14 protein-coding genes are annotated in these 13,196 nt (G+C 36.4%); 8 read left to right on the forward strand and 6 right to left on the reverse strand.

Going from position 1 to position 13,196, the window contains the following annotated elements:
* Window positions 1–259 precede the first annotated feature (259 nt).
* The 8 genes from ubiE to hemB all read left to right on the forward strand — a co-directional run bounded on the left by ubiE (window position 260) and on the right by hemB (window position 7,052).
* Window positions 260–1,015, forward strand: a complete 756-nt coding sequence (gene ubiE / locus V6255_RS10880) for a bifunctional demethylmenaquinone methyltransferase/2-methoxy-6-polyprenyl-1,4-benzoquinol methylase UbiE (protein ID WP_341628182.1) — start codon at window positions 260–262, stop codon at window positions 1,013–1,015.
* 47 nt (window positions 1,016–1,062) lie between these two features.
* Window positions 1,063–1,719: a ubiquinone biosynthesis accessory factor UbiJ gene (locus tag V6255_RS10885; RefSeq protein WP_341628183.1), complete on the forward strand. Its 657-nt coding sequence runs from the start codon at window positions 1,063–1,065 to the stop codon at window positions 1,717–1,719.
* The gene (ubiB, locus tag V6255_RS10890; RefSeq protein ID WP_341628184.1) at window positions 1,720–3,360 is read left to right on the forward strand and encodes a ubiquinone biosynthesis regulatory protein kinase UbiB; all 1,641 of its coding nucleotides are present in this window, start codon (window positions 1,720–1,722) and stop codon (window positions 3,358–3,360) included.
* A 142-nt stretch (window positions 3,361–3,502) separates the two neighbouring features.
* Entirely contained in the window at window positions 3,503–3,730 is a 228-nt protein-coding gene (gene tatA / locus V6255_RS10895) for a twin-arginine translocase TatA/TatE family subunit (RefSeq protein ID WP_025563249.1), read from the forward strand.
* Window positions 3,731–3,873: 143 nt separating this feature from the next.
* Window positions 3,874–4,335: a Sec-independent protein translocase protein TatB gene (gene tatB, locus V6255_RS10900; protein ID WP_341628185.1), complete on the forward strand. Its 462-nt coding sequence runs from the start codon at window positions 3,874–3,876 to the stop codon at window positions 4,333–4,335.
* A gap of 3 nt (window positions 4,336–4,338) precedes the next feature.
* On the forward strand, window positions 4,339–5,136 hold the full coding sequence (gene tatC / locus V6255_RS10905; protein ID WP_160063532.1) for a twin-arginine translocase subunit TatC: 798 nt from the start codon (window positions 4,339–4,341) through the stop codon (window positions 5,134–5,136).
* Entirely contained in the window at window positions 5,136–5,921 is a 786-nt protein-coding gene (locus V6255_RS10910; RefSeq protein ID WP_341628186.1) for a TatD family hydrolase, read from the forward strand. Before tatC ends, V6255_RS10910 begins: the two co-directional genes overlap by 1 nt.
* A 120-nt stretch (window positions 5,922–6,041) precedes the next feature.
* On the forward strand, window positions 6,042–7,052 hold the full coding sequence (gene hemB / locus V6255_RS10915; protein WP_425355923.1) for a porphobilinogen synthase: 1,011 nt from the start codon (window positions 6,042–6,044) through the stop codon (window positions 7,050–7,052).
* A gap of 124 nt (window positions 7,053–7,176) precedes the next feature.
* Here hemB and V6255_RS10920 read toward each other — a convergent pair whose 3' ends face one another.
* The 6 genes from V6255_RS10920 to V6255_RS10945 all read right to left on the reverse strand — a co-directional run bounded on the left by V6255_RS10920 (window position 7,177) and on the right by V6255_RS10945 (window position 13,188).
* Entirely contained in the window at window positions 7,177–7,782 is a 606-nt protein-coding gene (locus V6255_RS10920) for an ANTAR domain-containing response regulator (RefSeq protein ID WP_341628187.1), read from the reverse strand.
* Between the two features lie 25 nt (window positions 7,783–7,807).
* A complete protein-coding gene (locus tag V6255_RS10925; RefSeq protein ID WP_341628188.1) occupies window positions 7,808–8,959 on the reverse strand; it encodes a transporter substrate-binding domain-containing protein in 1,152 nt (383 codons plus the stop codon).
* 208 nt (window positions 8,960–9,167) lie between these two features.
* Window positions 9,168–10,532 carry an amidase gene (locus tag V6255_RS10930; protein ID WP_341628189.1) on the reverse strand — a complete coding sequence of 455 codons (1,365 nt, stop codon included), beginning with the start codon at window positions 10,530–10,532 and terminating at the stop codon, window positions 9,168–9,170.
* The gene (locus V6255_RS10935; protein WP_341628190.1) at window positions 10,519–10,680 is read right to left on the reverse strand and encodes a hypothetical protein; all 162 of its coding nucleotides are present in this window, start codon (window positions 10,678–10,680) and stop codon (window positions 10,519–10,521) included. Before V6255_RS10935 ends, V6255_RS10930 begins: the two co-directional genes overlap by 14 nt.
* 2 nt (window positions 10,681–10,682) lie before the next feature.
* Window positions 10,683–11,381 (reverse strand): ABC transporter ATP-binding protein, encoded by a 699-nt coding sequence (locus V6255_RS10940; protein WP_025563241.1) that lies wholly within the window; start codon window positions 11,379–11,381, stop codon window positions 10,683–10,685.
* Entirely contained in the window at window positions 11,374–13,188 is a 1,815-nt protein-coding gene (locus tag V6255_RS10945) for an ABC transporter permease subunit (protein ID WP_341628191.1), read from the reverse strand. The genes V6255_RS10940 and V6255_RS10945 overlap by 8 nt, the downstream gene beginning before the upstream one ends.
* Window positions 13,189–13,196 lie beyond the last annotated feature (8 nt).

Consider the following 13,196-nt stretch of genomic DNA (forward strand, 5'->3'; position numbering starts at 1 on the left):
CATCATGTTACGCCTTGTCTTTATGTTCGAGTTATGAGGATCGAGTTAACGACTGAATAATGCCTCTTGATTGATAATGGGTATAATATCCAATAATTTAGTAAAGCTTTGTAATAAAGCGTAACATTAAAAATAAAATCAATGATTTAAAGTACAAAATTAGACAAACAATAAAGATCCAAATATTGTTGAAAAATTGCTATCATGCAATGATATCTAATCAAGCAATAATTTTTATCCGGAAGGTAAAGAGATAACCATGCAAGAAACCCCAGACAATAAGACTCACTTTGGTTTCAAAACCGTTGAAGAAGATAAAAAAGTTGAATTAGTGGCCGACGTATTCCATTCCGTTGCCGCTAAATATGACATCATGAATGATGTGTTATCTATGGGTATCCACCGCATTTGGAAGCGCTTTACCGTTGACTGCTCTGGTGTTCGCCAAGGTCAAAAAGTCTTAGACTTAGCCGGTGGGACAGGTGATTTAACCGCAAAGTTTTCACGTATTGTGGGTGCACAAGGCCAAGTGATTTTAGCTGATATTAATGATTCGATGCTGAAAGTAGGCCGTACTAAGTTGCGCGACATGGGCATTGAAGGAAACGTAAGTTACGTTCAAGCTAATGCTGAAGAGTTACCATTTCCAGATAATCACTTTGATTTAATCACGATTGCGTTTGGTTTACGTAACGTGACTGACAAAGATAAAGCCTTAGCTTCTATTTACCGAGTGCTAAAGCCTGGTGGTCGTTTACTGGTATTAGAATTCTCAAAACCAGTTTATTCGCCAGTTGAAAAATTCTATGATTTTTACTCGTTCAATATTTTGCCTAAGCTAGGTAAATTAATTGCGAACGACAGTGAAAGTTACCAATATCTAGCTGAAAGCATTCGTATGCATCCAGATCAAGATACGCTTAAAGAGATGATGAATAATGTCGGTTTCGAAGGGACAGAGTACTTTAATTTAAGTGCAGGTATTGTCGCTCTACATCGTGGTTATAAATACTAATCCGATATTGCAAACATTAACCAGTCACTTCTATAACGAGAGTCAACATGCCATTAACTAACTTACTGTGCGGTTTATTAGAAACAGGTGTAAATCAATTACATCAATTAGATAGTAGCGCTGTCATAAAACGTAAACAACTTAATGGCACTATCATCTATGCAAGCTTAAAAGAACTTAATTTCCCATTGTATTTTGTTATTTCAGATCGACAAGTCGATGTATTAAATAAATTTGAAGGCCAAGCTGATTGTAATATTCGAGTCAGTTTTAGTGCCTTAAATAAGTTGCAAGATAATCATCAACTAACGCACTTAATTAAAACAGGGCAACTAGAAGTTGATGGCGATATTCAATTAGTACAGCAGTTTGCAAAATTATTGACGGATATGGATATCGATTGGGAAGAACATCTATCTCATAAGGTCGGAGATGTCATTGCACACAAACTTTGTTATCACGCTAAAAAGATCCATCAAGGTACATTGGCTCAATTTAATAAAGTTGAAAAACAAACGGCTTTATATGTAACAGAAGAGATTAAACTGGCTCCTAGCGGATTAGAAGTTGCTTACTTTTGCGAGCAAGTCAAAATACTAGAAGCACAAGCAGATACATTATTACTAAGCCTTAACAATAAGCTAGAGCAGTTAGAAGCAAAGTCTAATAAACGACTCGGCACTAACTCACTAGCTGGAAAATAAATGATAAAAATAACAGAATTATCGCGCCTATATCAGATAAATAAAACGTTTATTGAATATGGTTTAATTGATTTAGTCCCTAAAGCACAAATACCTAAAAGTTATTGGATTTTACGAATTTGTTTATTTTGGTTACGTAATCAACATAAAGAGATGGGGTTACCTGAACGTCTGCGCTTAAGTTTACAATCATTAGGGCCTATCTACATAAAACTAGGGCAAATGCTGTCGACTCGTCGTGATTTATTGGCACCTATTTATGCAGACCAATTAGCGCACTTACAAGATAATGTACCGGCCTTTTCTGGTGATTTAGCGATTAAACAAATAGAAAAATCTTTTCAACGTCCAATTAACGAGATTTTTGATAACTTTAATGAAGTTGCGCTTGCTTCAGCATCAATAGCACAAGTTCATACAGCAACACTTAAGGAAGATGGCAGAGAAGTTGTCATTAAAGTAACAAGACCTGGTATTGCTAAAACCATTGCCGCTGATATTCAATTAATGAAGTGGATGGCTTCATTAATGCAACGTTTTTTAAAAGACGCTAAACGTCTGCGTCCTGTTGAAGTGATCAGAGAGTACGAAAAAACTATTATCGATGAATTAGATTTAATGCGTGAAGGTGCTAATGCAATTCAATTACGCCGTAATTTCTTAAACTCTAAAATGTTATATGTCCCTGAAATTTATTCAGATTATTGCACTAAAGATGCATTAGTCATGGAACGTATATATGGTATTCCAGTATCAGATATTGAGGCATTAAAAGCACAAAATACCAATTTAAAACTACTTGCAGAACGCGGCGTAGAAGCCTTTTTCACGCAAGTATTTCGAGATAGTTTCTTTCATGCTGATATGCACCCAGGTAACGTCTTTGTATCTTACGAACACCCAGAAGATCCACTTTGGATAGGTATTGACTGTGGCATTGTAGGAACATTAACCAACGAAGATAAACGCTATTTAGCAGAAAATTTCTTAGCCTTTTTCAATCGAGATTACAGACAAGTAGCACAATTACATATCGACTCAGGTTGGGTGCCAGCAGATACACCTGCGGAAGAATTTGAATTTGCTATACGCGCGGTTTGTGAACCTATTTTTGAAAAACCATTATCAGAAATTTCATTTGCTCACGTATTAATAAATTTATTTAATACCGCTCGTCGCTTTAATATGCAAGTGCAACCTCAATTAGTTTTGTTACAAAAAACGTTACTTTATATCGAAGGTTTAGGTCGTCAATTATACCCACAATTAGATTTATGGGACACCGCAAAACCCTTTTTAGAAAACTGGATGCGAGAGCAAGTTAGCCCTCAAACACTGTTTAACAAACTAAAAGTGAAAGCGCCCTTTTGGTTAGAAAAATTACCAGATATCCCAGAATTGGTTTATCACAATCTAGCGCAAACTAAACAAATACAACAACAGCAACAATTGTTAATGCAGCGTTTTAATGATCAACAGCAAAAAAACAGTAAAAACCAAGTGATAACCTCTTTAGCGGTTACGCTGAGTATTATTACTGCTTTATTCTATCTACAGTCTGATGATAGTTTTAACTTGTATTTAACGATTCCAGCAGTAGTATCATGGGTAATTGCTTGGCGGTTTAGTAACAAATCTTAATATCTTTAGTGGCTGATAAAAAATGCGACTAACATTGATTAACTTTAATGGATTATTTACGTAAACAGGCTTTATTTATAAAGTCTGCTTAAATCAATATACACAATGACTTACAACATTATTTACATATAGGAAATATATTATGGGCGGTATCGGAATTTGGCAATTAGTAATTATTGCAGTGATTGTTATTGTTTTATTTGGCACTAAAAAACTGCGCGGTATTGGTGGTGATTTAGGGGGTGCAATTAAAGGATTTAAAAAAGCAATTAAAGAAGAAGATACCTCTTCTCCTGAATTAGATAAGAAATCTGATGCTAGCTTCAAAGAAGAGCAAAAGACTGAAGCTGAAAAAAGCAAACAAGACTAAACCATTGATTTTAAAAGTAGCCTGTGATGTTTACAGTCATCTTTACATAATGGTGAGTTATAGGCGCTTATAAACTTCTAATGAGAAATATATTCTTAAAAAAGGCGGTTATAACAATGACCCGCAACAAGGTGTATTAATTAATGTTTGATATTGGCTTTTGGGAAATCATGTTGATTTCCGTAATAGGATTAGTCGTACTGGGGCCTCAGCGTTTGCCTATCGCTATTCGTACTGTTTTGAAATGGGTTAATACTGCTAAAAGTATGGCTAATTCAGTAAAAAATGAAATATCTCAAGAGCTTGAGTTACATGAAATGAATGAGAGTATGATCAAAGCCAGTAAACAAGGCTTAGATAAAATAGATCCTGATTTAAAAGCGTCGATCGATGAAATGAAAGAGAGTGTTGAACAATTAACACGTCCTTATAAAAACAACGTTGATGATTTAATGAACGCTCAAGCTAAATCTCAAAAACAAGCAAAAGCAGCCGAAACTGACACACAAGCTTTAACAGAAAATGAAAAGTCAGAACCGATCATTTCAGAAGAAAAACCTTCAGATCAAACACCTTCAAAAACAATACCTCATCAGGAAAAATAATTAATGAGTGAGCAAGCGTCAGATCAGGCACAACATAGTTTGCCATTAATTACACACCTTTTAGAATTACGCGATCGTATTCTCAAGGTCGTTGTCGTAGTGTTAGCGATATTCCTTAGCTTGGTTTATTTTTCTAATGATATTTACCACTATATTGCCATTCCGTTAACCAGTCAGCTTCCTGAAGGCTCAAGCATGATTGCCACAGGTGTCGCAACGCCCTTTTTCACGCCAATTAAATTGACCATCGTACTCTCTATTTTTATCGCAATACCTGCGATCTTATATCAAGTATGGGCTTTTATTGCGCCTGGTTTATATAAACACGAACAAAAACTTGTTGCTCCATTAGTAATTAGCAGCGCATTGCTGTTTTACTTAGGCATGGTATTTTCTTATTACGTTGTGTTTCCTTTGGTATTTTCATTCTTTACCAGCACGGCACCTGAAGGCGTGACCATTGCCACTGATATCAGCAGTTATTTAGACTTTGTATTGAAGTTGTTTTTTGCCTTTGGTTTAGCGTTTGAAATACCCGTTGCCACGTTATTACTATGTTGGACGGGTGCAACAACACCTGAATCTTTAAAAGCAAAACGACCTTACATTGTAGTCGGCGCATTTATTTTTGGTATGTTATTAACGCCTCCAGATGTGATATCTCAAACCTTATTAGCTGTACCAATGCTTATTTTATTTGAATTAGGTTTATTATTTTCGCGCTTTTATGTGAAAAAGCCAGCGTCAGATGATGAGCTAGATCCAGAAGAAAACACTATCCACAAAGAGCCAAAAAACTAATGATTGATATTGGCGTTAACTTAACTAATCAGCGTTTTGATAAAGACTTAGCATCCGTCATTGACAATGCCAAACAAGCAGGCCTCACCAAGTTAATGGTAACGGGTACTAATATTGTTGAAAGTCAGAAAGCGTTAGTTTTAGCCAAAGAAAACCCTGGTTTCATCTACAGTACAGCGGGTATTCACCCGCATGATGCAAGCTCAATGACAGCAGAATCGGTAGTGCAATTACGTGAATTATTAACGCAACCTGAAGTAAAGGCTGTTGGCGAATGTGGGCTGGATTTCAATCGAAACTTCTCAACACCTGCAGAACAAGAAAAAGCGTTTATACAACAACTAGAATTAGCAGTCGAATATCAGTTACCTGTTTTTATGCATGAACGCGATGCTAATCAACGCTTTATTGAGCTATTAACACCTTACATCAAACAACTACCTAGTGCAGTATTACATTGCTTTACAGGCACTCAAGAAGAACTCGAGCGTTGTTTAGCTTTAGATTTACATATTGGCATTACGGGTTGGATATGCGATGAACGCCGAGGAGCACATTTACTAGAATTGGTAAAAATGATCCCCGATAACCGTTTAATGATTGAAACAGACAGTCCTTATTTATTACCTCGTTCAATGCGCCCTAAGCCAAAATCAAGTCGCAATGAGCCGAAGTATTTGCCTTATATTGCTCAAACCATTGCACATGCTCGTCAGCAATCACTTTCAACATTTTTAAGTAATACCGAAAAAACAACACAGTCTTTTTTTAATTTAACTCAATAAAGTTTGTTGCTTTATATTCAGCTCTGCTCCGTATTCCAGCTCTGCTCAATGTTTAATATAGCCAAAGCATTAACTAAATTAAGTATTAAAGACTAAATATATAACAACATAGGAGGCATTATGTCCGTTTCTCAATCTTTTCCTGCTCGTCGTTTACGCCGTTTACGCAAACACGATTTCTCACGCCGTTTAGTACAAGAAAATCAATTAACGGTTAATGATTTAATTTATCCAATGTTTGTTGTAGAAGGAACTAATCGCCGTGAAGCAATCCCTTCAATGCCGGGAATTGAACGTTTATCATTAGATTTATTAGAAATTGAAGTTAAAGAATTAGCGGCTTTAGGTATTCCTGCAGTAGCGATATTCCCAGTAACACCGAGTGAAATTAAAACTGAAATGGCTGAAGAAGCTTATAACGAAAATGGCTTAGCTCAGCGCGCAGTCATGTGCATTAAAGAAACCTGTCCTGAATTAGGCGTGATCACTGATGTTGCATTAGACCCTTTCACAACACATGGTCAAGACGGCATTATTGATAGTGAAGGCTATGTACTTAATGACATCACCACTGAAATTCTAGTTAAACAGGCGCTTTCTCATGCTCAAGCAGGTGCAGATATCGTTGCCCCTTCAGACATGATGGATGGTCGCATAGGTGCTATCCGTGAAGCACTAGAAAACGCAGGCTTTATTAACACACAAATCATGGCTTACAGTGCGAAGTATGCCTCTAGCTACTATGGCCCTTTCCGCGATGCAGTAGGCAGTGCAGGTAACTTAAAAGGTGCTAACAAATCAACTTATCAGATGGATCCCGCGAATAGCGATGAAGCGATTCATGAAGTTGCATTAGATATACAAGAAGGTGCAGATATGGTGATGGTTAAACCAGGTATGCCGTATTTAGATATTGTACGCCGTGTTAAAAGCGAATTGAAAGTGCCAACATTTGCTTATCAAGTGAGTGGTGAATACGCGATGCATAAAGCGGCTATTGATAACGGTTGGTTAAAAGAAAGAGAATGTGTTTTAGAGTCTTTATTATGCTTTAAACGCGCAGGAGCAAACGGCATTTTAACCTACTTTGCAAAGCAAGTTGCTCAATGGCTGAAAGAAGAAAGTAAGTAGTTAATTTATAAAATCAATCCACATTAATAAATAATGGGAGCCATATTTAAGATATGTCCTCTGTTATTTATTAATGATTTAAAATCGCTCTTATTAACCAAATTTAAACTTACATCAAAAATAATTACAAATTCAACATTGAATGATCATCGATTATTGAGTCTGCAATATCGGCTATTGAACATTTTTTTATCATTGATTGTTCTCTCAAAAATTTATAAGACTCTTGCTCTGTTATATTTTTCAATTCAGATAATATTGCTACCGCCTGCTCAACCTTTCTCCTTCCTTTTAACGTTTCGTCTAAGGAGTTAATGCGTTTTTTTAATCTTTTTTCATGCTTAGAAAAACTTATCGCTGTCGTTAACACTGCTAATAAACCAAAAATACGAATAGGTTTCGAAATAACGCCATGCACATGAAAATAATCCAACTCAACTAATATTTCAGGTGTTTCATAAGCAATAACACCAATACGTGCAACACTTTCATCATTGGCCATCCAAGAAATAGAGTTTTTGTTATTTTTATTATCAATTAAAAAAATAACAACATCTATATCTTGTTCAAGCACTTTTGGAGCTGGCCAAACATAATCAATATTGCAACCTATTCGCTTAATATGATCAATTAATATCTTTCTATCTGAATCATCTGGGTGTATCACAAGAACACGCATTTGTCTTAAACGACGAATTAATTGATAATCTTTAGCTGAAGAGCTACTCATTAGTTACCTATACCTCAATGATAATTTAAACTTCAATAGAACGGTCATAAGCGATTAAATAAGGATCCGCTTTAATTACAGATGGTGATTCCCATAAAATATCATAACTTCCTTCTCTATTCGACTTTGCCACATAAGGCCTTAAAGTAAGGTGGTTCGTATTTAAATCTAAAAAAAGATCGCCACCAGGTGATTCAATTGGAGCCTCTGAAAGCGCTGCTAGAATACTTTCAGTGTCGTCATACTTTGCAGATAATAAAGCATTAGCAAAAACATTAACAAGAGAGTAAGCCACTTCACTAAACACACAAGGACTTGTATCTTCTCCAAAACGCGTTTTGAACTTTTTAATAAAAGCTTTATTAGCCTCCGTTTCTAATGAAGAAAAGTAAGATGCGACGGATATATGCCCTTCCCTTTTATCTAACTCTAAAGCTTGAATACTAGATTCAACTGCAGTTAAAGAAGCAAGAGGAGGTTTTACACCATCGAACTCTAATTCTGCATAAACACTATATAAATTAATACTATCTAAACCAACAACCGTAGAAAAAATAACATCTGGTTTATTTTTTAGAATATCATTCAAATTTAATCTAAGGTCCGCAGCATCAGCAGAGAAATTTAGATATTTTTCAGCTACTACTTTACCGCCACTGGCATTCAAGAACTCATTAACCACACGGTTAATTTCTCTTGGGTATAAATAATCGAGACCTATTAGTGCAATGTTTTTACCGTAGTTATTAAAAATATATTTTAATAACGGCAATACTAATTGGTTAGGTACGCCTCCTCCATAAATAACATTAGGAGAGTATTCGAACCCTTCATAAACAGAAGGATAAAATAGGATCCCATTAAAACGCTCTATAATCGGAAGTACTGCTTTTCGACTAGAAGATAAACAGCAGCCAAAAATAACATTAACTCGATGTTTTAGTAATAACTCTGTTGCCATTTTAGCATACAGTAAATCGTCTCCTGCAGGATCTAAAATAATAGGTTCTAATTTATTACCTCCGATCCCACCATTATTATTAACTTCTTCACACGCCAATAATACTCCACGTAGGTGAGAAGATTCAGAAACAGCCATAGGTCCCGACTGAGAGAAAAGAACACCAATTTTTATAGTTCTTTTTTCATACTCAGTATTTTTTACTGTATCTTGCATAAAAGTAGCTCTATTTAAATTATTTGTAGATAGTAATTAACTGTTTAGGTTTCAGTATATTAAATCAACAATAACGATTGCTGTTGATTGATAAGAAACTGCCTTTAAAAAGGTTAGGAAATACTTTTCTTTAAAGGCATTATTCATTATCGAACTTGTTTAGGTTCTTTATACTAAACCAATAGCAATGATTAAATGCTTCTTTAATTTATACCGAATGTTTCTTTAAAGCACTTTCAAGTTTGATAGCAATCGCTAATAGTTTTTCATCTTCATTTGGTTTTCCCATTAACATCATCCCAATTGGTAACCCTGATTTAGAGAGGCCAATAGGAATTGTCACACAAGGATAACCAGTCATATTACCTAATACACAAAACCACAACATACTTTTATGAGCATGCACTTTTTTTCCACCAAACTCTTGTTCTTCCTCATTTAAAGTTGGTGCAGTAACCGGTAAAGTCGGTGTTACAATGATATCCCAGTCTCCTAACTCACAGGCAAAGGTATGCATTAATTGACTACGCAATCTTTGAGCTTGTAATACATCTAATGCTGAGAGTTGCGAGCCAGCTTCTAACTTAGCCCTCAGTCCTGATGAAAACCCTCCCGGATTTTTTTTCAATAAAGGTTGATGATAAGATGCCGCTTCACTAAAGATAATCGCTTCCCAAGCTTCATAGTAATTATCAACATGAGATAGCCCAGCTTCTTTCACTACTGCAGATGAAGCTTCAAGCGCTCTCTTTACAGCAGTATCAATTTCATCACTTCGTTCTAACCCTTCGCCAGTTAAGTGAATAACATTAATTGCTTCGTTATGCTCTACTACTTCAAATTTAGCCGAAGAAACAGTAGATAAATCTTTTGAATCTTCACCTAAAAAATAGGGTAATAACAACTCAATATCTTTTAAAGAACTCGCTAAAGGTCCAGGAGCGTCGAGTGACCAACTTAACGGTAGAACACCATGTCGGGATGCTCGTCCATAACTAGGTTTAAAACCATAAATACCGCAAGCAGCTGCAGGCATTCTAATAGAACCACCAGTATCACTTCCTAATCCAGCAGAAACAATACCAGAAGCGATAGCAGCAGCAGATCCACCACTACTCCCACCAGTAACATGATTTGTATTATGGGGATTTAGTACAGGACCAATATTAGAATTAACATTAGTAGGACTAAATGCCCATTCATCCATATTGGTTTTACCAAAAATAACAACACCTGCTTCACGCAAGTTAGCAATGATTGTTGCATCTTGTCCACTTGGTTCTAATGGCAAAGCGCCTGAGCATGCTGTAGTAGGATAATCTTTAGTGAGATAATTATCTTTAACTGCAATTGGAACACCATCAATCGGGCTAAGGCAGTTTCCATTTGCTCGACGTTTGTCTGAAGCCACTGCTTGATCTAATGATTTTTCTCTATCAAGAACGACAAATGCATTTAAATATGAGTACTCCTCAGCTTTATCAAGTGCCTTCATGGTTAATGAGACCGATGTTTCCTTTCCAGAAGCGAGATCCGCACATTGCTCTGTTAAGTTTTTATTATTTTTTAGCATTGAAAACTCCTGGGTTGAAAATATGAGCAGGCTCTTCAAATTGTGAATCAAGAGGAATATTTAACCCAGCCCTAATTCGCTCTAGAATATCGACAATTTCTTGTTTTTGTTCAACGGTTAATGGCACGTTTACTTCTTTATCACTCATTTTTAAACTCCTAACAATTCTTTTTGTAACGTTTTATTTGCACGTAAACTATCTCGATCAATTTCCATATGAACCTCTCCTTTGTCCATCACATAGGCCCGTGTAGCGATAGATAAACAAAAATCTAAATCTTGTTCTGCAACAAGAATAGCGATGTTATTTTCTTTATTAATACGCTTTAAAACACCTGACATTTCATCAATAATCGAAGGTTGTACCCCTTCTGTCGGCTCATCTAATAATAAAATTTTAGGTCGAGTAGCAAGTGCCCGAGCAAGTGCTAAAACTTGTTGTTGCCCACCAGAAAGCCCACCTGCAAGTTCATTTGCTTTAGGAACTAAAATAGGGAAATCTTCCATAAGTTCCTCTACGGTATTTTTGGGGTTATAACCATTTGATGCAGCAGCGACGGCGATATTTTCAATCACTGTCATTCGAGGAAATACGAATCGCCCTTGAGGCACATACCCTAGCCCCATTTTTGCTCGCTTTGCAGGAGAATTAGGCATCGGTATTCCTTCTATTTCAGCATGCCCCGCCATAGCAGGTATCAACCCAGCGGCATAACGCATTACGGTAGACTTACCGACACCATTTCTTCCTAATAAAGCAACAATTTCTCCAGCCTTGACCTCTAAAGAAATATCACGAATTATCGTTGTTTTACCGTATCCTCCAGTCGCATTAAGTATCTTAAACATGTTTTCGTCTCCCTAAATAAACATCAAGTACGCGTTCATCCTTACGTAACTCCTGGATATTTCCTTCGGCAAAGACTTCTCCTTGATGTAACATTGTGACATGCCCTTCTAAAGTACTTACAAAATCCATATCATGCTCAACGACTACTACTGTTGTATGTAAGGCAAGTGTGCGAATAAGGAGTGATAGTTCTCGAGTTTCTTCTTTCGTCATACCTGCGGCGGGTTCATCTAATAAAATGATGCGCGGTGCTAAACATAAGACCATACCAATATCGAGCCATTGTTGTTGACCGTGAGAAAGAGCTGATGCATTTACACCTAACTGCTCTTCAAATCCCAACATACAAAGCACTTTATGGCTAATATCTAAAGCTATCTGTTGATCATGAGTACGTGAGTAGGCTGCAATCCAAAGATTATCTATGACAGAAAGGTCACCAAATACTTGAGGCTTTTGATTTTTAACTCCCATTCCCTTTTTAACACGTTCAAAAATGGGTGAAGAAGTAATGTTGTCGTCGCCTAAATTAACCACACCACTTTCAGGCTGATATATTCCAACACAGGTTTTTAAAAAAGAACTTTTTCCTGCGCCATTCGCACCAATCAATGAATATGGTTTGCCTGGTATAAAGTTACGATCAACTTTATTAACAGGTATGACACCACCGAATTTTTTAAACAGTTGAGTGGTTGAGAAGTTTTTTGCTGGGCCAGCTTGTTTTTCAGCATCAATAAGAATCTGCTCTAAGACTTCAACATCAATTTTAACCGAATTTGTATGTCTAGCCGCAGCATTAGGGTCAGGTAAAAATTTTCGCCATAAGGAATCTAATGATCCTAAAATCCCATTTTTAAGAAACAGAACGAGTAGTATCAGCGTCATGCCTAAAATCAAGGTCGTTTGTCCACCAGCAGCCCCCCCTAGCACAAAGGACATAATACCTATCATTAATGCGCCAACAAAAGGGCCAGCAAGCGTCCCTAAACCACCAATTAAAACATAAATAGGCGGAAGAAAAGCTTCTTGAATAGAGAAGACAGAAGGACTTAAAAAATTTGACCAAAGCGCATAAAGAGTGCCTGCAAGTCCAGCTATTGCACCTGCGTAGATAAAATTAAGTAGTTGATATTTTCGAACATCATAGCCAAGCAATTCGGTTTTACTGCTATCAATTCGAATACAATCAATAATACGTCCAAAGTGACTATGCATTAATTGACGAGTTAAAAAATAGAGTATTGCAACAATAATGATGACCGTCATTAACGCTTGATTTGGGCCCAATGATTCAGCTTCAGCTCCAAAGCCAATAACAATGCCAGGAATATTAGATAAACCACTATCTCCGAGAACAGAAGCGCTTCCGATATCGATTTTAAAAGTTTGTATTACCGACCAAAGCAATAAAGTGAATGTATAAGATAAAATAGTACTTTGTAATTCCCCCATACGAGCATAAAAGATCACATAACCTAGCAACATTGCTGATAACGCACCAAAAAGACTACCAATAGGCAAAGCCCAAATAATTGAATTTCCTGTAAGCTCTGAGAAATTAATAGCAGCAATACTGCCGAAATATCCCCCCATGCCATAAAATGCAGTTTGACCTAAGCTTAGTAGTCCTCCTCTTCCCCATACAATATCAAGACTCATTCCTAACAGACCAAATATAAGCCAAGACGTAGAAACAAAAGCAAGGTAAGGATCAATTAAAAAAGCAACAACAAGTGCGGCAAGCGTAGCAATAGCAGGTAAGATTAAACCTGCTGATTGATAAATTTTTTCTGATAAAGTCATAATATTTC

The organism is Psychromonas arctica, from assembly GCF_038155225.1.
GTDB classification, from domain to species: domain Bacteria; phylum Pseudomonadota; class Gammaproteobacteria; order Enterobacterales; family Psychromonadaceae; genus Psychromonas; species Psychromonas arctica_B.

What these genes read in the sequence shown, in the direction of transcription:
- ubiE (WP_341628182.1), top strand. Translation starts at nt 260, where the DNA reads ATGCAAGAAACCCCAGACAATAAGACTCACTTTGGTTTCAAAACCGTT.
- V6255_RS10885 (WP_341628183.1), top strand. Translation starts at nt 1,063, where the DNA reads ATGCCATTAACTAACTTACTGTGCGGTTTATTAGAAACAGGTGTAAAT.
- ubiB (WP_341628184.1), top strand. Translation starts at nt 1,720, where the DNA reads ATGATAAAAATAACAGAATTATCGCGCCTATATCAGATAAATAAAACG.
- tatA (WP_025563249.1), top strand. Translation starts at nt 3,503, where the DNA reads ATGGGCGGTATCGGAATTTGGCAATTAGTAATTATTGCAGTGATTGTT.
- tatB (WP_341628185.1), top strand. Translation starts at nt 3,874, where the DNA reads ATGTTTGATATTGGCTTTTGGGAAATCATGTTGATTTCCGTAATAGGA.
- tatC (WP_160063532.1), top strand. Translation starts at nt 4,339, where the DNA reads ATGAGTGAGCAAGCGTCAGATCAGGCACAACATAGTTTGCCATTAATT.
- V6255_RS10910 (WP_341628186.1), top strand. Translation starts at nt 5,136, where the DNA reads ATGATTGATATTGGCGTTAACTTAACTAATCAGCGTTTTGATAAAGAC.
- hemB (WP_425355923.1), top strand. Translation starts at nt 6,042, where the DNA reads ATGTCCGTTTCTCAATCTTTTCCTGCTCGTCGTTTACGCCGTTTACGC.
- V6255_RS10920 (WP_341628187.1), bottom strand. Translation starts at nt 7,782, where the DNA reads ATGAGTAGCTCTTCAGCTAAAGATTATCAATTAATTCGTCGTTTAAGA.
- V6255_RS10925 (WP_341628188.1), bottom strand. Translation starts at nt 8,959, where the DNA reads ATGCAAGATACAGTAAAAAATACTGAGTATGAAAAAAGAACTATAAAA.
- V6255_RS10930 (WP_341628189.1), bottom strand. Translation starts at nt 10,532, where the DNA reads ATGCTAAAAAATAATAAAAACTTAACAGAGCAATGTGCGGATCTCGCT.
- V6255_RS10935 (WP_341628190.1), bottom strand. Translation starts at nt 10,680, where the DNA reads ATGAGTGATAAAGAAGTAAACGTGCCATTAACCGTTGAACAAAAACAA.
- V6255_RS10940 (WP_025563241.1), bottom strand. Translation starts at nt 11,381, where the DNA reads ATGTTTAAGATACTTAATGCGACTGGAGGATACGGTAAAACAACGATA.
- V6255_RS10945 (WP_341628191.1), bottom strand. Translation starts at nt 13,188, where the DNA reads ATGACTTTATCAGAAAAAATTTATCAATCAGCAGGTTTAATCTTACCT.